This is a genomic window from Pseudomonas sp. TE3644 (assembly GCF_056278815.1).
The window spans coordinates 5,146,356-5,166,082 of record NZ_JBWBQF010000001.1; the positions used below are offsets into that span (position 1 = coordinate 5,146,356).

17 protein-coding genes are annotated in these 19,727 nt (G+C 65.0%); 10 read left to right on the plus strand and 7 right to left on the minus strand.

Translation table 11 applies throughout. The annotated features are described in order from the left end of the window. Positions 1 to 2,349, minus strand: a complete 2,349-nt coding sequence (locus tag ACZ9GA_RS22735) for a putative bifunctional diguanylate cyclase/phosphodiesterase (protein WP_457360653.1) — start codon at positions 2,347 to 2,349, stop codon at positions 1 to 3. Then, complete coding sequence (locus ACZ9GA_RS22740; RefSeq protein WP_457360652.1) at positions 2,333 to 3,013, minus strand: methylamine utilization protein; 681 nt, start codon at positions 3,011 to 3,013, stop codon at positions 2,333 to 2,335. The genes ACZ9GA_RS22735 and ACZ9GA_RS22740 overlap by 17 nt, the downstream gene beginning before the upstream one ends. 317 nt (positions 3,014 to 3,330) lie before the next feature. Between ACZ9GA_RS22740 and lon the strand changes: the two genes are divergently transcribed. From lon to cmoB, 4 genes are all read left to right on the plus strand, one after another. Then, entirely contained in the window at positions 3,331 to 5,748 is a 2,418-nt protein-coding gene (gene lon / locus ACZ9GA_RS22745) for an endopeptidase La (protein WP_027977044.1), read from the plus strand. A 246-nt stretch (positions 5,749 to 5,994) separates the two neighbouring features. Further along, a complete protein-coding gene (locus ACZ9GA_RS22750) occupies positions 5,995 to 6,387 on the plus strand; it encodes a protease inhibitor I42 family protein (protein ID WP_455925371.1) in 393 nt (130 codons plus the stop codon). A gap of 184 nt (positions 6,388 to 6,571) precedes the next feature. Beyond that, positions 6,572 to 7,315 (plus strand): carboxy-S-adenosyl-L-methionine synthase CmoA, encoded by a 744-nt coding sequence (gene cmoA, locus ACZ9GA_RS22755; protein ID WP_457360651.1) that lies wholly within the window; start codon positions 6,572 to 6,574, stop codon positions 7,313 to 7,315. Then, the gene (cmoB, locus tag ACZ9GA_RS22760; protein ID WP_457360650.1) at positions 7,312 to 8,268 is read left to right on the plus strand and encodes a tRNA 5-methoxyuridine(34)/uridine 5-oxyacetic acid(34) synthase CmoB; all 957 of its coding nucleotides are present in this window, start codon (positions 7,312 to 7,314) and stop codon (positions 8,266 to 8,268) included. The genes cmoA and cmoB overlap by 4 nt, the downstream gene beginning before the upstream one ends. A gap of 98 nt (positions 8,269 to 8,366) precedes the next feature. Here cmoB and ACZ9GA_RS22765 read toward each other — a convergent pair whose 3' ends face one another. The 4 genes from ACZ9GA_RS22765 to ACZ9GA_RS22780 form a co-directional block, all read right to left on the minus strand. Further along, entirely contained in the window at positions 8,367 to 9,131 is a 765-nt protein-coding gene (locus tag ACZ9GA_RS22765) for an ABC transporter ATP-binding protein (RefSeq protein WP_457360649.1), read from the minus strand. After that, positions 9,131 to 10,189 (minus strand): FecCD family ABC transporter permease, encoded by a 1,059-nt coding sequence (locus ACZ9GA_RS22770; protein WP_457360648.1) that lies wholly within the window; start codon positions 10,187 to 10,189, stop codon positions 9,131 to 9,133. Before ACZ9GA_RS22770 ends, ACZ9GA_RS22765 begins: the two co-directional genes overlap by 1 nt. Next, the gene (locus ACZ9GA_RS22775) at positions 10,186 to 11,331 is read right to left on the minus strand and encodes an ABC transporter substrate-binding protein (protein WP_457360647.1); all 1,146 of its coding nucleotides are present in this window, start codon (positions 11,329 to 11,331) and stop codon (positions 10,186 to 10,188) included. Before ACZ9GA_RS22775 ends, ACZ9GA_RS22770 begins: the two co-directional genes overlap by 4 nt. Before the next feature lie 83 nt (positions 11,332 to 11,414). Beyond that, positions 11,415 to 12,095 carry an NUDIX hydrolase gene (locus tag ACZ9GA_RS22780; protein ID WP_457360646.1) on the minus strand — a complete coding sequence of 227 codons (681 nt, stop codon included), beginning with the start codon at positions 12,093 to 12,095 and terminating at the stop codon, positions 11,415 to 11,417. A gap of 194 nt (positions 12,096 to 12,289) precedes the next feature. Between ACZ9GA_RS22780 and ACZ9GA_RS22785 the strand changes: the two genes are divergently transcribed. Genes ACZ9GA_RS22785 through nadE form a run of 3 tightly spaced genes read left to right on the plus strand, consistent with a single transcriptional unit; the run spans position 12,290 to position 14,974 of the window. Further along, entirely contained in the window at positions 12,290 to 12,928 is a 639-nt protein-coding gene (locus ACZ9GA_RS22785; protein ID WP_457360645.1) for an isochorismatase family protein, read from the plus strand. A 2-nt stretch (positions 12,929 to 12,930) separates the two neighbouring features. Continuing rightward, a complete protein-coding gene (gene pncB, locus ACZ9GA_RS22790) occupies positions 12,931 to 14,124 on the plus strand; it encodes a nicotinate phosphoribosyltransferase (protein WP_457360644.1) in 1,194 nt (397 codons plus the stop codon). A gap of 22 nt (positions 14,125 to 14,146) precedes the next feature. After that, positions 14,147 to 14,974 carry an ammonia-dependent NAD(+) synthetase gene (gene nadE, locus ACZ9GA_RS22795; protein ID WP_457360643.1) on the plus strand — a complete coding sequence of 276 codons (828 nt, stop codon included), beginning with the start codon at positions 14,147 to 14,149 and terminating at the stop codon, positions 14,972 to 14,974. Here the strand turns inward: nadE and ACZ9GA_RS22800 are convergent. Beyond that, positions 14,971 to 15,870, minus strand: coding sequence for a LysR family transcriptional regulator (locus tag ACZ9GA_RS22800; protein WP_457360642.1), 900 nt, complete (start codon positions 15,868 to 15,870; stop codon positions 14,971 to 14,973). The two genes, nadE and ACZ9GA_RS22800, sit on opposite strands and share 4 nt — an antisense overlap. Positions 15,871 to 15,985: 115 nt before the next feature. Here ACZ9GA_RS22800 and ACZ9GA_RS22805 point away from each other — a divergent pair, with 115 nt between their 5' ends. From ACZ9GA_RS22805 to ACZ9GA_RS22815, 3 genes are all read left to right on the plus strand, one after another. Beyond that, entirely contained in the window at positions 15,986 to 17,056 is a 1,071-nt protein-coding gene (locus tag ACZ9GA_RS22805; RefSeq protein ID WP_457360641.1) for an AbrB family transcriptional regulator, read from the plus strand. Positions 17,057 to 17,367: 311 nt separating this feature from the next. Then, positions 17,368 to 18,621: a serine hydroxymethyltransferase gene (glyA, locus tag ACZ9GA_RS22810; protein WP_457360640.1), complete on the plus strand. Its 1,254-nt coding sequence runs from the start codon at positions 17,368 to 17,370 to the stop codon at positions 18,619 to 18,621. A 90-nt stretch (positions 18,622 to 18,711) separates the two neighbouring features. After that, a complete protein-coding gene (locus ACZ9GA_RS22815) occupies positions 18,712 to 19,632 on the plus strand; it encodes a LysR family transcriptional regulator (RefSeq protein WP_457360639.1) in 921 nt (306 codons plus the stop codon). Positions 19,633 to 19,727 lie beyond the last annotated feature (95 nt).

Consider the following 19,727-nt stretch of genomic DNA (forward strand, 5'->3'; position numbering starts at 1 on the left):
TCAGTGAACCATTGCAGACAGTGAGGGCAGGGGTAACTTGAGCCAGGCCTCGAAGGCCACGGCGGTCAACGGCCGGCTGATCAGGTAACCCTGGGCCGTGTCGCAGTGCCAGCGCTCCAGCAGGCGCAGGCTGTGTTCGTATTCCACACCCTCTGCCACCACCTTGAGGCCCAGGTTGTGGCTCATCTCGATGGTGGAACGCACGATGACGGCGTCTTCGCTGGTTTCATCCAGGTTGCGCACAAAGGATTGGTCGATCTTGAGCTCTTGCACCGGCAGGCGCTTGAGGTGCGCCAGCGACGAATAGCCGGTGCCGAAGTCGTCCACCGACAGGCTGATGCCGCACTCGCGCAGGCGGTTGAGCACCTTGAGGGCCTGCTCCGGCTCACGCATGATCGCGCTTTCGGTGATCTCGAAAATCAGTTGCCCGGCCGGTACGCCGTACAGGCTCAGCAAGCGCGAAACGCGCTCGGGCAGGTCCTGGCCCAGCAGGTCATCGGCGGAGATGTTCAGTGACAGCTGCACGCGCAGGCCGCGGCCGTTCCACTCGCTGAGCTGGCGGATGCCTTCTTCGATCACCCAGCGGGTCAGCAGCTGGATACTGCCGGTGCGCTCGGCCAATTCGATGAATTCCCCCGGCGAGACGATGCCCAGTTGCGGGTGATGCCAGCGCAGCAAAGCCTCGGCCTGGCGCACCTGGCCCTGGCGGATGTCCAGCTTGGGCTGGTAGTTGAGCAGCAGCTCGCCATTGTCGGCGGCGCGGCGCAGGTCGCGGATCAGGCGGATCTGGCGCTGGTGCGCCAGGTCGCGGCCGTGCTCGTACACCTGCAGGCGGCCGGGCATTTGCGAGGCATCCTTGAGCGCCACGGCAGCGCGGCCCAGCAACTCTTCGGCCTCGGCACCGTCGGCCGGGTAGGCGGCGATGCCGATGCGGCAGTCCAGGGCCACGTCGTGGGTGCCAAACCGGTGCGGCTTGAGCAACAACTGCTGGAGTTTGTCCGCGCGCGCCACGGCAGAATCGGCGTCGGTGTTTTCCAGCAGCAGCAAGAATTCATCGGCGAGCAGATGCGCCAGGGTGTCGCCCGGGTTCAGGGTGGCGGACAGCCGCATCCCCACCTGCTTGAGCAAGCCATCGACAAAGGCCGGGCCGGCGCCTTCGCTCAGCGCCCGCAGGTTGTCCACCCCCAGGTACAGCAGCGCCATGGGCCGCTGGGCGGAAATGGCGCTGCTCAAACGCTCCATGGCCAGCGTGCGGTTGGGCAGGCCGGTCAGGCTGTCGTGCAGCGCGTTATGCGCCAGCTGTTGTTCACGCTCGGCAATCCCTTCGCGCATGTGGTTGAAGGCCTTGGCCAGTACCCCCAATTCGTCACGGCGCACCAGGTTCACGGGTGTCTGATAGTCGCCATCGCCGATGCGCTGCGCCGCCTGGGCCAGAACCTGCACCGGTTGCGACACGCTGCGCGCCAGCAACAGTGCGCCGGCCAGTGATGCTGCCAACGCGCCCAGGGCAATCACCAGGAAGGTCTTGTCCAGCGCTGCGAACGCGTGCAGGGCATCATCCAGCGGGCTTTGCAGCAACGCGATGACCTGGCCGGCATCGGTGTCGGCCAGCAGCAACGACTGGCTGAGGTAGGGGCGCTTGCCGATGATGGCCAGCGAGACGTCATGGCTGTTGGCGTTGGCCAGTATCCAGTCGTTGATGGCTGGCTGCAGGTCCGCCGACTGGGTGCTGACCAGCTGGCCCTTCTTGTCCTGGTCCCGAGACAGGAAGGACACCTGCAGGTTGGTCAGGGTGTGCAGCTCTTGGGCCAGCGCGGCGTCCATCGCAAAGCCCACCACCACGCGGCCGATGGGCAGTGGCGCCATCACCGGGGCCTCTACCAGCAAATGCGGCTCGCCGCGCAACGGCACGATCAGCATGGACTGGTTCTGCCGCCGCGCATCGCGCAGCGCCTGGTCGAAAGCGAACTGGCTGCCGTCCTCAAGCCCAGGCATGGTACTGGCCATGACCTTGCCGTCCATGCCCAACAGGATCATGTCACTGGCGCCGATGCGCGAGCCGTGGTTGGCCAGGGCCGAACGGATGGTGGCCGAGTCGCCACTGGCCACGGCGTCACGGAAGCCGAAGTCGGCCGCCAGCAGTTGCGCGGCGTCCTTCTGGCGCTTGCCGCGCACATCCAGCAGGCGCTCGAACACCCGCGCCCCCACCTGCAACTGGTTGCTGGCCTGGGCGCGCACCGCATCGGTGGTCGCCAGCTTGACCGACAGGATCAACGCCGCGATGACCACCAGCAGCAACAGAATCAGGACGCAGGCGATGCGTGCCTGGAAACTACTTCTCAGTTTCACGGACAGCTTTATTGAAGGCATCGCCGAAGCCACTCGTTTCAGGAGCATGGGGGGCGTCAGCCGCAGGCGGCTGCACCGTAAGGTTCCAGGAACGCTGCAGGCCGCTGGCGGCAACGTCGATGGCGCCGCCGGCGATAGCCTGCATGTCGGGCAACTGCGGGTGCCACAGGGTGACCTGATAATGGCCTGGCGGCACGTCCAGGCTGATGCTGCCGTCGGCACCACTGACGGCAAACCACGGATCATCGGTCACGTAGATATAACCCAGCATCCAGTCATGGATATTGCAGCCCAGCACCACCACGCCCGGCTTGTCGAACAGCAGTGGGTTGGTCGGCGTCCCTTCGTACAAGCGTAGCTCGAAACGCTTGGGCGCCGAGAACGAGTACACCTGGTGGCGGATGTTGTCGCTGTTGGGAAATTTGATGTGGGTGCCGGTGTGCACGGCCAGCACGTGGGGCACGAACTCCTGCTTCACCTGGTCCATGTTGGCCGTGGGCGTGGCGCTGCCTTGGCCCGCTTCACCCTGCAGGCTCACCACGGCACCGGCCAGCGGCTTGCCTTGGGGGTCGAGCAGGTGGGCGGTAAGCGGCGCAGCAGCGCACCAGGCCGGGGCGCCTAGCCCTAGGATCAATGCTGCGATGTAGTCATGCACTTTCGCCATACCGGCACCCAGGGTCAGAAAACAGAAGTCGCCGGCCTTGGCTATCCACTGTCCGCAGATTAAACGCAGTGGACGCAGAGAGCACGCGGAAAGATGAGGCAAATTGCCATCACTTAATTTTCCCGACGAAAGGCGACGCTCGAAGCCGCGAAGGATAGCAGCAGACGCTCTACCTCGCTGTGTCCATCCCGATACACAGCCTGTGCTTGGCCTGATATGAAGGTTATCGTCAGGTTTAGGTAAAGCTGGAGTGCCGCCATTGAAACCACTGCCCACCTGCCCCATCTAACCGGCATAGTCATTTGCGCAGGTGCCCCATGAGCGACCAGCAGGATTTCCCCGAACACCCGTCCGACCCCGTGGATCACGAACACATCGAGCATTCCCCCCACTCCAGCACCGAGCTGACCCTACCGGGCCAGAACCTGCCGGACAAGGTCTACATCATCCCGATCCACAATCGGCCCTTCTTCCCGGCGCAAGTGCTGCCGGTGATCGTCAACGAAGAGCCGTGGGCCGAGACCCTGGACCTGGTGGCCAAGGAACCGCACCACTCGCTGGCGCTGTTCTTCATGGAAACCCCGCAAGACACCCGCCACCTGGACACCTCCAACCTGCCGCTGTACGGCACCCTGGTGAAAATCCACCACGCCAGCCGCGAGAACGGCAAGTTGCAGTTCGTGGCCCAGGGCCTGTCGCGGGTGCGCATTCGCTCCTGGCTCAAGCACCACCGCCCGCCCTACCTGGTGGAAGTCGAATACCCGCACCAGCCGGCCGAGCCCACCGACGAGGTGAAGGCCTACGGCATGGCCCTGATCAACGCGATCAAGGAGCTGCTGCCGCTCAACCCGCTGTACAGCGAAGAGCTGAAGAACTACCTCAACCGCTTCAGCCCCAACGACCCCTCGCCGCTCACCGACTTCGCCGCCGCCCTGACCTCGGCCACCGGCGCCGAGCTGCAACAGGTGCTGGACTGCGTGCCCATGCTCAAGCGCATGGAAAAAGTGCTGCCCATGCTGCGCAAGGAAGTTGAGGTGGCGCGGCTGCAGAAAGAGATTTCCGCCGAGGTCAACCGGCAGATCGGCGAGCATCAGCGCGAGTTCTTCCTCAAAGAGCAGCTCAAGGTCATCCAGCAGGAGCTGGGCCTGACCAAGGACGACCGCAGCGCCGACCTGGAGCAGTTCCAGCAACGCCTGGAAGGCAAAACCCTGCCCGCCCAGGCGCAGAAGCGCATCGACGAGGAAATGGGCAAGCTGGCCATCCTGGAAACCGGCTCGCCGGAATACGCCGTCACCCGTAATTACCTGGAATGGGCCACCGCCCTGCCCTGGGGCATCTACGGCAAGGACAAGCTGGACCTCAAGTTTGCCCGCAAGGTGATGGACCAGCACCACGCCGGCCTGGATGACATCAAGAGCCGTATCCTCGAATTCCTCGCCGTGGGCGCCTACAAGGGCGAGATCAGCGGCTCGATTGTGCTGCTGGTGGGCCCGCCGGGCGTGGGCAAGACCAGCGTCGGCAAGTCCATCGCCGAGTCCCTGGGGCGGCCGTTCTATCGCTTCAGCGTCGGCGGCATGCGCGACGAGGCCGAGATCAAGGGCCACCGCCGCACCTACATCGGCGCCCAGCCGGGCAAGCTGGTGCAGGCGCTCAAGGACGTGGAGGTGATGAACCCGGTGATCATGCTCGACGAAATCGACAAGATGGGCCAGAGCTACCAGGGCGACCCGGCCTCGGCGCTGCTGGAAACCCTGGACCCGGAACAGAACGTCGATTTCCTCGACCATTACCTGGACCTGCGCCTGGACCTGTCCAAGGTGCTGTTCGTGTGCACCGCCAACACCCTGGACTCCATCCCCGGCCCGCTGCTGGACCGCATGGAAGTGATCCGCCTGTCGGGCTACATCACCGAAGAAAAACTGGCCATCGCCAAGCGCCATCTGTGGCCCAAGCAGCTGGAAAAAGCCGGCGTCGACAAGGCCAAGCTGAGCATCAGCGACAGCGCCCTGCGCCTGGTGATCGAGGGTTATGCCCGCGAGGCCGGCGTGCGTCAGCTGGAAAAACAGCTGGGCAAGCTGGTGCGCAAGGCCGTGGTCAAGCTGCTGGACGAGCCGGACGCGGTGATCAAGATCGGCCCCAAGGACCTCGAAGCCTCCCTGGGCATGCCGGTGTTCCGCAGCGAGCAGGTGCTGTCGGGCAAGGGCGTGATCACTGGCCTTGCCTGGACCAGCATGGGCGGCGCCACGCTGCCGATCGAAGCCACGCGCATCCACACCCACAACCGCGGCTTCAAGCTGACCGGGCAGTTGGGTGAAGTGATGAAGGAATCGGCAGAGATCGCCCACAGTTACATCAGCTCCAACCTCAAGCAGTTCGGCGCTGACGTGACCTTCTTCGACGAAGCCTTCGTGCACCTGCACGTGCCAGAAGGCGCCACCCCCAAGGACGGCCCCAGCGCCGGCGTGACCATGGCCAGCGCCCTGCTGTCCCTGGCCCGCGACCAGGCGCCCAAAAAAGGCGTGGCCATGACCGGCGAGCTGACCCTGACCGGGCACGTGCTGCCCATTGGCGGGGTGCGCGAGAAGGTGATTGCGGCGCGGCGGCAGAAGATCAATGAGTTGATCTTGCCGGAGGCCAATCGTGGGCATTTCGAAGAGCTGCCTGATTATTTGAAGCAGGGGCTGACGGTGCACTTTGCCAAGCGCTTTGCCGATGTGGCCAAAGTGCTGTTCTGATTTGAGTCCGCGCCAGCCGCTTCCCGAGCTTCGCTCGGTCCCACACCTTTCGCGGCAGTTGTGTCAGTGAAGCAAAGCTCTTAGCCTTTGGAGGCACTGCAGGACTATCTGGTGCCTCCAAGGGCTGAGTGCTTTGCCTCACTGACTCACATGGCCCGAAAGGTGTGGGACCGAGCGAAGCTCGGGAAGCAGGCAACACAATTCTTCAGTTATGCTGACGGCCACCCCATTCACATGGAGCCGCCCATGACCGCTGCCCGCCTTCTTCTGCCCGCCGGCATCGCCCTGCTGGCCGCCTGCGCCCAGCAGCCTGCGCACAACGTCGACCTGGCCAAACAGAGCGACTGCCCCCTGAGCCTCACCACCGGCCAGACCCTGACCCTGGCCCTGCCCAGCAACCCCACCACCGGCTACCGCTGGCTGGTGCAGAACCCGGCCTCCAGCGTGCTGCGGGTGCTGAGCCCCGAGGTCTACACCAACCCCGAAGACGCAGGCCTTGTAGGCGCGGCGGGGCAATCGGTGTGGCGCTTCCAGGCCAAGGCGGCGGGCGATGGGCATTTGCTGCTGGTGTTGCAGCAGCCGTGGGCACCGGAGGTGAAGCCGGTGCAGGTGTTTGATTGCTCCATCAAGGTCAAGTGACACCCTGTAGCCGCTGCCGAAGGCTGCGCTGGCCCTGCGCCCCACCGGGAATCTCCAGTGAATGCGAGGGCCAGCGCAGCCTGGCGGCAGCGGCTACAGGCGCTTCATCCATCTCACCTGCAATAAACCGCCAATCCCGGTAAAATCCCGCCCTTCGTTTTTTACCGACCCCGCCGGAACCGCCGTGAGCAAAGAACCCGACCGCATTTTCGCCCAGCCCCTGGCCCAGGTGCCCGACTTTGTCTTCAACGAAGACGTGGTGCGGGTGTTCCCGGACATGATCAAGCGCTCGGTGCCCGGCTACCCGACCATCGTCGAGAACCTCGGCGTGCTGGCCGCCCAGTTCGCCCAGCCGCACACCGCCCTGTACGACCTGGGCAGCTCGCTGGGCGCCGTCACCCAGTCGCTGCGTCGCCACGTGCGCACCGATGACTGCCGGGTGATCGCCATCGACAACTCCAGCGCCATGGTCGAGCGCTGCCGTGAATACCTCAATGCCCAGGACTCGATGTTCCAGGAGCTGCTGCCGGTGCAGGTCATCGACGGCGACATCCTGACCCTGGACTTCGCCCCAGCCTCGGTCATCGCCATGAACTTCACCCTGCAGTTCATCACCCCCGACCAGCGCCTGGGCCTGCTGCAACGCATCCGCCAGGCCCTGGTGCCGGGCGGTGCACTGATTCTGTCGGAGAAGCTGCGTTTCGCCGATGAACAGGAACACGAACTGCTCACCGACCTGCACGTCGCCTTCAAGCGCGCCAATGGCTACAGCGAACTGGAAATTGCCCAGAAGCGCAGCGCTATCGAAAACGTGATGAAGCCCGACAGCCTGGAAGAACACCGCGAGCGCCTGCTGGCCGCCGGTTTCTCCAAGGTAGTGCCCTGGTTCCAATGCCTTAACTTTGCCTCGTTGATTGCCCTGCCATGATTGATCTAGCCCCCCTGGTCCGCCGCATGGCGGGCACGCCCCTGGCCACCTGGAGCGAGGGCCTGCAGGCCCAGCTCGACGCCAAGATGGAAAAAGGCCACGGTGATCTTGCGCGCTGGCAAGCGGCCCTGGACGCCCTGCCCGCCCTGGCGCCCACTGACATCGATTTGACCGACAGCCTGACCCTGGACTGCGCCTGCGACGACGCCACCCGCACCCAGATGCACAACGCGCTGATGGGCCTGTCGCCGTGGCGCAAGGGCCCGTTCAACCTGTTCGGCGTGCACGTGGACACCGAATGGCGCTCGGACTGGAAATGGTCGCGCGTGGCCCCGCACCTGGACCTCAAAGGCAAACGCGTGCTGGACGTGGGCTGCGGCAATGGCTACTACCAGTGGCGCATGCTCGGCGCCGGTGCCGACAGCGTCATTGGCGTAGACCCCAACTGGCTGTTCTTCTGCCAGTTCCAGGCAGTGCAGCGCTACCTGCCGGACCTGCCGGCCTGGCACCTGCCCTTCGCCCTGGAAGACCTGCCAGCGAACCTGGAAGGCTTTGACACGGTATTTTCCATGGGCGTGTTCTACCACCGCCGTTCGCCCATCGAGCATTTGCTGGCATTGAAAGACTGCCTGGTGAAGGGCGGCGAGCTGGTGCTGGAAACCCTGGTGGTGGAAGGCGACAAGCACCAGGTGCTGGTGCCCGAGGACCGCTACGCGCAGATGCGCAACGTGTGGTTCCTGCCGTCGGTGCCGGCCCTGGAGTTGTGGCTGCGGCGTGCGGGGTTCACCGACATCGAGTGCGTGGACGTGAGCCTGACCACGGTGGAGGAACAGCGCAGTACCGAGTGGATGAAGTACCAGTCGCTGGGTGATTTCCTCGACCCCAATGACCACAGCCGCACGATTGAAGGGCTGCCGGCGCCGATGCGGGCGGTGATCAAGGCTCGCAAGTAACCTGTAGCCGCTGCCGCCAGGCTGCGCTGGCCCTGTGCCTCACTGCAGATGTTCAGGGTTCACGCAGGCCAGCGCAGCCTGGCGGCAGCGGCTACGGGTTACACCAACCCGTCAATCATCACCTGGGCAGTGCCTTGCGAGCAGCGTTCCACCCGCCCACGCACGCCATACACCGCCGCCAGGCTGTCACCATCGATCACCTCGGCCGGCGCCCCATGGGCAATCAACCGCCCACTCTTGAGCATCAGCACCCGATCGGTCTGCCGCAGGCTGATGTTGATGTCGTGCAACACGATCAACGTCACCATGTCGCGCTCGCGGGTTTCCTGGCCAATCACTTCCATCACGTGGAACTGATGGTTGAGGTCCAGCGCGCTTAACGGCTCATCCAGCAACAGCAGCACCGGCTTGCGGATCAGCGCCTGGGCCAGCCCCACCAGTTGCTTCTGCCCGCCTGAAAGCTGATCAAGAAAGCTCATGGCCAGATGGGCGATGCCCAGCCGTTCCAACAACGCCCGCGCCTCGTCGATGTCCTGCTGGCGCGGGGTGTTGCCACTGGCCCGGCGCGCTACCAGCAAGGATTCGAACACCCGCAGGTGCACGCTGGCCGGCAGGCTCTGGGGCAGGTACACCACGCGCTCGGCGCGGGCGGCGTAGCTGGCCTGCAGCAGGTCGTCGCCGTCCAGCAGCACCTGGCCGCAGGCCGGGGTCAGGCCGGCGATGGCCTTGAGCAAGGTCGACTTGCCGCAGCCGTTGGGGCCCAGCAGGGCCGTCACCTGGCCGCGGCCGATGCCCGCCAGGTTCAGTTGCTCGATGATCGGGCGCTTGCCGTAGCTGACGTCCAGTTGCCGTACTTCCAGCATTAATGGCCTCCGCTGCGGCGCAGCACGATCGACAGGAAAAACGGAATGCCCACCAGCGAGGTCACGATGCCCACCGGGATCAGCACACCGGGGATAATGTTCTTCGACGCCACCGAGGCCAGCGACAGAATCAGCGCACCCGCCAGGGCACTACCGGGCAGGTAAAAACGATGGTCCTCGCCGAACAGCAGGCGGGCGATGTGCGGGCCCACCAGGCCGATGAAACCGATGGTGCCGACAAAGGCCACGGCCAGCGCCGACAGCACGCTGACGCGCAGCAAGGTGCTCAGGCGCAGGCGCTTCACGTCGATACCGAAACTGGCGGCGCGGTCCTCACCCAGGCGCAGGGCGGTCAGTTGCCAGGCGCGGCGCAGGGCCAACGGCAGGGCGATGCCGACCGCCAGCGCCAGCAGGCCGACCTTCAGCCAGGTGGCGCGGGCCAGGCTGCCCAGGGTCCAGAACACCAGGGCCTGCAGCGAGTCCTCGGTGGCCACGAACTGAATCAGCGACACCAGGGCGCCAAAGGTAAACCCCAAGGCGATGCCGAACAGCACCACCACGCTGGTATCGGCCTTGCGCCAGCGCGCCAGCAAGTCGAGCAGCATCGTCGCGATCAGGGCGAAGATGAAGGCGTTGATCGCCACCAGCCACTCGTCCGGCACACCGGGGATGCCCAGGTTGAGGACGATCGCCAGCGCCGCACCGAACGCCGCCGCGTGGGACACGCCCAGGGTAAACGGGCTGGCCAGCGGGTTGTTGAGGATGGTCTGCATCTCGGCGCCGGCCAGGCCCAGGGCGGCGCCCACCAGCACCGCCATCAGCGCCTGGGGCAGGCGGATGCTCCACACAATCACTTGCTGGCCGGGGTTGACCGAGGCCTTGTGCAACAGGGTCTGCCACAGGTCATGCAGGGTCAGCCCGGACGGCCCGAGGGTGAAGTCCAGCAGCAACGACGCCAGGATCGCCACCGCGAACAGCGCCAGCAACAACAGGCGGCGCCGCAGCACGCGGCGATAGTCGTCCATGATCGCCTGCTCGTGCATCACGGCGGTGTTCATTGACCTGCCTTGAGGTCGGCCCAGAAGGCGCCGCTGATGTCTTCAGGCAGCATCTTCTGCAGTTCGGCCTTGCTTTGCTGCGGGTCCAGGTCCTTGAACTGCTGCGGGTAGAACCACTTGGCCATGGCTTCCACCGCCAGGATGTTCAGCGGCGAGTTGTAGAAGTTATGCCACACCCCATGCACCCGCCCCTCGCGCACCGCGGTCAGGGTGCTGATGCCCTCGCGCGCCACCAGGGTCTGCAAACTGGCCCGGGCATTGGCTTCGCTCACGCCGCCGCCGGCCTTGTAGCCGGGGTCGGTGGCGGTGTTGTCGCGGGTGCCGCTGACCAGGTAGAAGCGCGGGTCGGCGGCGATGAGTTTTTCCAGGTTGATGTCACCGATCACGCCCGGCAGCAGGCCAGCGGCGATGTTGTTGCCGCCCGCCGCTGCGATGAAGTCGCCCATGTTGCCGTTGCCAGCCGTGTGGCAGCAGGGAATGCCGCCCTTGCCGACACCGGCGAGCATTTCGATGAACACGCTGGGGCGCTGCTCGCGCGGGATGGTGCTGACCACATCCTGCACGCGCTTGAGGTGCTGCTGGTAGAAGTCGATATAGGCCTGGGCCTGGGGCTCGCGGTGCAGCACTTTGCCCAGCAGGCGGATGCTGGGCACGGTGTTCTGCAACGGGTGCTGGCGGAAGTCGATGAAGACCACCGGGATACCGGCGTCCTGCAATTGCTTGACGATGGGGTTGTCCAGGCCCGGGCCGTGGCCGGCGATGCCGAAGATGGCCACGTCGGGGTTCAGCGCCAACACCTTCTCCGGGCTGACGCTGGCCTCGGAGGTGGTGCCAATGGTCGGCACCTTGCCGATGGCCGGGTAGATGGCCTTGAACGCGTCATACCCAGGCTTGTCCACCGAGCTCAATTCACCCTGCCAGCCCGCCACGCGGTGGAACGGCTGCTTGCCTTCCAGCAACGCCATGGCATAGATCATCCGCCCCTCGCCCAGCAGCACGTGCTGCGGGTTGTCCGGCACCTGCACCGTGCGCCCGGCGATGTCGGTCACCGTCTGCGCCAGCACCAGCGGGCTGAACAGGCTGAACGCCAGGGCGGCGAACAGGCCCTTGGCGCGGGTGGAGCGGGTTGCACGGCGTTGCATCGGAAACCTCGGTCTGGATGAAAACGCCGTGGATTTTAACTGCCAATAATTCCCGTTTGCGTGAAACATCCGTCAGGTGCGGTTCACACCAGCACGCTGCGGTCGAACACAAATACCTTGCCGTTCTGCGGCCGATGCTCCAGCAGGTTCTGAGGGCGGCCCATGGGCGGGCGGTTCTTCTCGCCCGTATCGACGATCCAGCCCTTGTCCTTCATGCGCTCCAGACGCCCGCGCAGGGTGGTGTGCTGCACCGCCTGGCCCAGGCTGGCCTCGAAGGCGCCCAGGGCTTCGGTAACGGTGAAGCGCGGTTGCAGCAAGTGCAGCGGCAGGGCCGTGTACACCGCCTTGGCCGCCAGACGGGCGTGGGCCTGGGCCACCAGTTCGGTGTGGTCAAACGGCAGCGCCGGGATGGCGTCCAGGGCGAAGAAGCGCAAGTCGTCGCCTTCCACCACGGTGGTGGGGCACAGCAGGGCCAGGTAGATGGTGCTCATGGACCAGCCACGCGGGTCGCGGCTGGCGCTGCCGACGGTGGCCACCTGCTCCAGGTGGCGCGGCACTACCCGCGCCTTCTCGTCGAGGGCGCGGGTGGCGGCGGCGTCCAGGCTGGCGTCGGCGCAGCGGCCATTGACCAGCACGCCGGGCAGCGCCCATTGGTCGATGAACGGCTCGCGGGCGCGGCGGATCAGCAGCAGTTCGAGGCGCTGCTGGGGGGTTAGGCGCAGGGCGACGATGTCGACGCTGGCCAGTATCTGGGCGTTGCTCATGGGCATCCTTCTCGCTGTAGCCGCTGCCGAAGGCTGCGCTGGCCCTGTGCCTCACAGGAGATCTCCAGCGCCCCCTCGGGCCAGCGCAGCCTGCGGCAGCGGCTACAGGGTTGCGGGGCGGCAAAATTTGCTTGACCACATATTACATCAGGTGGAATATGTAGTCACGCACAGCGAAGCAAGGAGTTGCCCCCATGAAGATCGCCAGTTTCGACATCGATGCCCAAAAGGGCTTCACCCCCCTCTGCCCGGCCGAACTGCCGGTGCCCGAAGGCCATCTGATCGGCGCGGCGCTCAACCACCTGGCCAGCTTCGCCAGCCTGCGCCTGGGCAGCAAGGACGCCCACTCGCCGCAAGCCGCCTGGGTGGTGGACAGCCCCGCGCAGATGCTGCAACCGCTGAACCTGCCCAACGCCGACATCACCTGGGTCAGCCACTGCGTGCCCGGCACCCCCGGCTTCGAATTGCTCGACGAGTTGCCCAAGCCGCTGGACTACGACTTCTTCGTGTGGAAAGGCATCGAGCCCGACCTGCACCCCTACGGCGCCTGCTACCACGACCTGGCCGACACCCGCAGCACCGGCGCCATCGAGTTCCTGCGCCAACAAGCGGTGGACTTTGTGTTGGTGGGCGGCCTGGCCCTGGACTACTGCGTGAAAACCACCGCCCTGCAGCTGCGCAACGCCGGTTTCCGCGTCGGCGTGTACCTGCCGGCCTGTCGCGCCATCGCCGACGCCACCGCGCAGGCCGCCTGCCAGCACATGCAGGCCGCCGGCATCGAACTCTACGCCAGCGCCACCGACCTGGCCGCTGCCGTCAACAAGGAGGCCTGATCATGGCCGAGAGCGTATTCGCCGACCGTATCGTGCAGAACCTGCTGGACACCGACTTCTACAAACTGACCATGATGCAGGCGGTGCTGCACAACTACCCCAACGCCGAGGTGGAGTGGGAATTCCGCTGCCGCAACGCCGAGGACCTGACGCCCTACCTGGCCGAGATCCGCTACCAGATCGAGCGCCTGGCCGACATTTCCATCACCCACGACCAGCTGGCATTTCTGGAGCGCATCCCGTTCATGAAGCCGGACTTCATCCGCTTCCTGAGCCTGTTCCGCTTCAACCTGCGCTACGTGCACACCAGCGTCGAAGACGGCCAGTTGTGCATCCGCCTGCGCGGGCCGTGGCTGCACGTGATCCTCTACGAGATCCCATTGCTGGCGATCATCAGCGAAGTGCGCAACCGCCAGCGCTACGGCCACATCGTGCTGGAGCAGGCCAGCGAGCAGTTGTACAACAAGCTCGACTGGCTCAAGGGCGAGGCCAGCACGGCGGAGCTGGCCGGTTTCCAACTGGCCGACTTCGGCACCCGGCGGCGCTTCAGCTACCGCGTGCAGGAGGAGGTGGTGCACATCCTCAAGCGTGATTTCCCCGGGCGTTTCGTGGGCACCAGCAACGTGCACCTGGCGCGCGAACTGGAGGTGAAACCCATCGGCACCATGGCCCACGAGTGGTTCATGGCCCACCAGCAACTGGGCCCGCGGCTGATCGACAGCCAGATCGCCGCGCTGGACTGCTGGGTGCGCGAGTACCGTGGCCTGCTGGGTATCGCCCTGACCGACTGCATCACCATGAATGCCTTCCTCAAGGACTTCGACCTGTACTTCGCCAAGCTCTTCGATGGCCTGCGCCACGATTCCGGCGACCCGCTGCAGTGGGCCGAAAAGGCCATCCAACACTATGAAAGCCTGGGCATCGACCCGCTGAGCAAGACGTTGATCTTCTCCGACGGCCTGAACATGCCCAAGGCGCTGGAACTGTATAGAGCGCTGCACGGGCGGATCAATGTAAGCTTCGGCATCGGCACCAACCTGACCTGTGACATTCCAGGGGTTGAGCCCATGAACATCGTGATCAAGATGACCGCCTGCAACGGCCATCCGGTGGCGAAGATTTCCGACACGCCAGGCAAGACCCAGTGCCTGGACGAGAATTTCGTCACCTACCTCAAACATGTATTTCGCGTCTGAATTGCACCCTCAGGAGTTCGACATGAGCAATCGTCAAATCGAGATCGCCGCGGCCCTCAACGTGGTCCCGCCCTTCGCCGACACCGCCGCCCTGGTCAAGGAAGTGGACCGCCGCAAGGCCTTCATCAAGCAGTGCCTGCGCAACGCCCACGTCAAGGTGCTGGTGCTGGGCATCAGCGGCGGCGTCGACTCGCTGACCGCGGGCCGCCTGGCGCAACTGTCGGTGGAAGAGCTGCGCGCCGAAACCGGTGACCAGGCCTACAAGTTCATCGCCGTGCGCTTGCCCTACAACGTGCAGCACGACGAACACGATGCCGCCGCCTCGATGCAGTTCATCCGCGCTGACGTGGAAGACACCGTGAACATCGCCGGCGCCGTGCTGGGCCTGTCCGAGCAGGTCGCGCACCTGCATGGCCTGACCGACGCGCGCCGCGACTTCGTGATCGGCAACACCAAGGCCCGCATCCGCATGGTGGCCCAGTACACCATCGCCAACGCCAACAACGGCCTGGTGATCGGCACCGACCACGCCGCCGAAGCGGTGATGGGTTTCTTCACCAAGTTTGGCGACGGCGCCTGCGACCTGGCCCCGCTCAGCGGCCTGGTGAAGAACCAGGTCCGCGCCATCGCCCGCCACCTGGGCGCACCGGAAAACCTGGTGGAAAAAGTGCCCACCGCCGACCTCGAAGAGCTGCGCCCCGGCAAGCCGGACGAAGAAGCCCACGGCGTCACCTACGCCCAGATCGATGCCTTCCTGCACGGCCAGCCGGTCAGCGAAGAAGCCTACGCAATCATCGTGCGCACCTACGACAACAGCCAGCACAAGCGCGAGCTGCCGTTCGCGCCTTAAGGCTGCAGCAACTGCTGGCCGCGCTCCTGCAGCAAGGCCAGCAGCACCCGCGCCGCTGGCGACAGGTAGCCATCGGTGCGCACGGTGACGCCCATGGTGCGCGTCACCGTGGTGTCGGCCAGCACCACCTCGCGCAGCAGGTTCATGCCGATGCCGTGGGTCAGTGACTCGCGGGAGAAGAAGCTGAGCAGGTCAGTATGGGCGATCAGCCGCGGCAGCACCGACACGGTGTTGCTCTCGATCTGCGCCACAGGTGGCGGCAGTTCACGCGAGGTGAACAGGTTATCCAGCCAGCGCCGTGAGGCCACCGTGGGGCCGGGCAGTACCCAGCGGTAGCGGGTCAGGTCCGCCAGGGTGTAGGGGCCGTCGAAGATCGGGTGGTTGACGCTGGCCACCACCACCGCCTCGTCCCGCAGCAGCGGGTAGCTGACCAGCGAGCCCTCGCTGGCAATGAACGAACTGATGATCAGGTCCAGGCGCCCCGCCACCAGGGATTCGCGCAGCACATCGTCCTGGCCGATCACCAGGCTCAGGGTGATGTCCGGGGCGCGCGCCAGCAAGGCCGCCGTCAATTGTGGCAACAGGTGATCGGCCATCGACGCCGCGCAGCCCAGGCGGATGATGCCCACCGCGCCGCTGGCGAAATCCTTCACCTCGCGTTCGGTCTCGGCGATGCTCTGGCGCAGCTCGCGGCCGCGGGCCAACAGCAGCTCGCCAACGTCGGTCAGCTGGATGCCGCGGCCTTCACGGCGGAACAGCTGGGTGCCGAGGGATTCTTCCAGGCGCTGGATGCTTTTGCTCAGCGCCGGCTGGCTGCGGTTGAGCTTGTCGGCGGCGCGGCCCAGGTGGCCGAGCTCGGCGATGGTTTCAAAATAAGTGAGGTCACGCAGGTCCATGATTCATAACTGCCAGTTATCGTTTGATCATTATTAGAAAATAGACTTGATTGATCGCGGCGTCGATAATTCTCTGGTGCCCCGCCTTGACCGGGGTACCTGGAGAATCCTCGACGTGTCCCCTTCCCTCGCTCTTCGCTACTGGCCACCGCTGCTGCAGTGGCTGGCATTGATCGTTTTCGCCGGCAGCGCTGGCCAACTGCTGAAATCCCTGCAACTGCCCGCTGGGCAATTTGTCGGCCCCATGCTGGTGGCCATCGGTTTCGGCGTGTGCGGCACCACCCTGCGCATCCATCGCCAGGCATTTCGCCTGTGCCAGGGCACCATCGGCCTGCTGGTGGCGCACTCCATCAGCATGGCGGTGCTGACGGCCGTGGTGCAGTCCTGGCCGGTGATGCTGCTGGCCACCGTGCTCACGGTGCTGCTGAGCACCGCAGTGGGGCTGGTGATGGCCCGCTACGGCGGCATCGGCGCCCGCACGGCGGCCTGGGGCACCTCGCCCGGCGCTGCGTCGGCGATGGTGTCCATGGCTGAAGACAACGGCGCCGATGGCCGCATCGTCGCCACCATGCAGTATGTGCGGGTGGTCTGCGTGGTGATGATCGGCGCCCTGGTCAGTCGCCTGCTGGGCGCCGACGGCACCGGCACCCAGGCCCACGGCGCGGTGCTGAGCCTGGCGGCCACGCCGCTGCCCGACCTGGCCATCAGCCTGGCGGTGATCGTCATCGGCGTGCTGCTGGGCGCGCGGCTGCCGGCCGGGGCGTTGCTGGGGCCGCTGTTGATCGGTGGCGTGCTGCAGTTGTGCGGTTTGATCCACATCGTGTTGCCGGCGCCGCTGCTGAGCCTGGCTTACGCCACGGTGGGCTGCTACGTGGGGCTGCGCTTTGACCGCGCCACCATTGCTTACGTGTTCAAGCGGCTGCCGGCAATGATCAGCGGCTCGCTGTTGTTGATTGTGTTGTGCGCGCTGTCGGCGTGGCTGGTGGCGGATTTGCTGGGCAAGGATTTCCTCTCGGTGTACCTGGCTACCAGCCCGGGCGGGTTGGATTCGATGGCGATCATTGCCGTGGATACCCATTCGGATGTGGGGCTGGTGCTGGCGATGCAGACGTTGCGGTTGTTTGGTGTGATCGTCACGGGGGCGTGGCTGGCCAGGCTGGTGATCCGCTGGAGTGAACGCGCCTGACCTGTAGCCGCTGCCGCCAGGCTGCGCTGGCCCTGCCGTTCACTGAAAATCCTCAGGGTTCACGCCGGCCAGCGCAGCCTGCGGCAGCGGCTACGTAGCGATAACGATCCACCGCAACGAAATCATTACAAAATGAGTCACTTGTCCGGCTTTCCTGTTCGAACCCTGGATACGCCATCATCACAATGTATTGAATTCGTTCCAATCCCATCATCACGATCAACATAACCAACTGATTTATATAGATTTTACTTTTGGCACTGCCTTTGCTCTGTTCAATCTCATACCAAACAGAACACAAGGACCGCGCCATGTTCTCCAAAGCCCTCACCCTCGCCGATTTCGACCCCGCCCTGAATGACGCCATCGCCCTGGAAGCCACCCGCCAGGAGCAGCACATCGAGCTGATCGCTTCCGAGAACTACACCAGCCCACAAGTGATGCAGGCCCAAGGCTCGGTGCTCACCAACAAATACGCCGAGGGCTACCCGGGCAAGCGCTATTACGGCGGCTGCGAGCATGTCGACGTGGTGGAACAACTGGCCATCGACCGCGCCAAGGCGCTGTTCGGTGCCGACTACGCCAACGTGCAACCGCACTCGGGCAGCCAGGCCAACGCCGCAGTGTTCCTGGCGCTGCTGCAACCGGGCGACACGGTGCTGGGCATGAGCCTGGCCCATGGCGGGCACCTGACCCACGGTGCCAAGGTGAGTTTCTCGGGAAGGCTGTACAACGCAGTGCAGTACGGCATCGATGATCAGGGTCTGATCGATTACGACGAGGTGGAGCGCCTGGCGGTGGAGCACCAGCCGAAGCTGCTGATCGCCGGTTTCTCTGCCTATTCGCGCACCCTGGATTTCGCCCGTTTCCGCGCCATCGCCGACAAGGTGGGTGCCTATCTGTTCGTTGACATGGCCCACGTGGCCGGGCTGGTGGCAGCGGGGCTTTATCCCAATCCGCTGCCCTTCGCCGACGTGGTGACCACCACCACCCACAAGACCCTGCGCGGCCCGCGTGGCGGCCTGATCCTGGCGCGCAGCAACCCGGCACTGGAGAAGAAGCTGGACTCGGCGGTGTTCCCTGGCGGCCAGGGCGGGCCGCTGATGCACGTGATCGCCGCCAAGGCGGTGTGTTTCAAGGAAGCGCTGGCGCCGGAATTCACAGCCTACCAGCAGCAGGTGATCGATAACGCCCGGGTCATGGCCCAGGTGTTCGTCGACCGCGGTTATGACGTGGTCTCGGGTGGCACCGACAACCACCTGTTCCTGGTCAGCCTGATTCGCCGCGGCCTCACCGGCAAGGACGCTGACGCCGCCCTGGGCCGCGTGCACATCACCGTCAACAAGAACGCCGTGCCCAACGACCCGCAGTCGCCCTTCGTGACCTCGGGCCTGCGCATCGGCACCCCGGCCGTGACCACCCGCGGCTTTGGCAAAACCGAGTGCACGCGCTTGGCCGGCTGGATCTGCGACGTGCTCGATCACCTGGGTGACGCTGACGTGGAAGCCGAGGTCGCCGCCCAGGTTGCGGCACTGAGTCGCGACTTCCCGGTGTACGGCCGCTAGTCGCGCCGGGTTGCCCTCTGGCACACTTCGCGCAAAGAAGTGCCCAGCAGGGCAACCTAACAGGCCCACGGGCCGATGTCGGGAATAACAATGAAACTGCATCAACTCCGCGCGTTAGTCTCCATCCACGAAACCGGCAGCCTGCAAGACGCCTCGCAAGTGCTGCACCTGACCCAATCGGCCCTGAGCCGGGCCATCAAGGAACTCGAGAACGAGCTGGGCATTACCTTGCTGGTGCGTTCCAACAAGGGCATGACCCTGACCGAATACGGGCAACGCATGCTCGGCCACGCCCGCCAGGCGCTGGAAAGCGTGCGCCGTGCGCGGCAGGAAATCGAAGACATGAAGGGCCTGGTGGTGAGCGAGATCACCATCGGCGTGACGCCCGTCACCGCCCTGCTGCAGCCACTCAAGCAGACCTTGCTCAGCTTCCAGCAAAGCTACCCCAACGCCACGTTGAAAGTGCTGGAAATGCGCCCCACGCAATTGCTGCAGCACCTGCGCGACGGTTTGCTGGACTTTGCCCTCACCTCCCAGGTGCCGACCAATGCCGTGGGCCTGGACTGGCAGCCGCTGTGCCGAATCCCCGGCGTGGTGGTGGTGCGCAAGGACCACCCGTTGCGCAACGTGCGCTCCCTGCGCTTGTTGCAGCAGGCGCACTGGATCAGCGTCGACCCGCTGACCGACAGCCAGTCGCAGTTCAACCAGCTGTTTGAAGGCAGCGCCCTGGGGCGGCCGCGCAAGGTGTTCGAATGCACGGCGATGAACCTGGCGATCAAGATGCTGATCGACAGCGACGCGGTGATGATCATGAGCGAGCCTGCGCTGGGGCATGTATTGGTGGGGATGAGCGACATGTCCAAGCACCTGCAGAAAATCGACATCCAGGAACCGGTGCCCGACTACTCGGTGAACCTGGTGTGCGTGAACCGCAGTTACCTGACCAAGACGGCCGGGCAACTGTTCGCGCACCTGCACGAAGAACTGGCCGGCAAGCCCGCCATGCTCTGACCTGCGCTGTAGCCGCTGCCGCCAGGCTGCGCTGGCCCGTGTGAACCTTGAAGTTCTACCGTGAGGCTCAGGGCCAGCGCAGCCTGCGGCAGCGG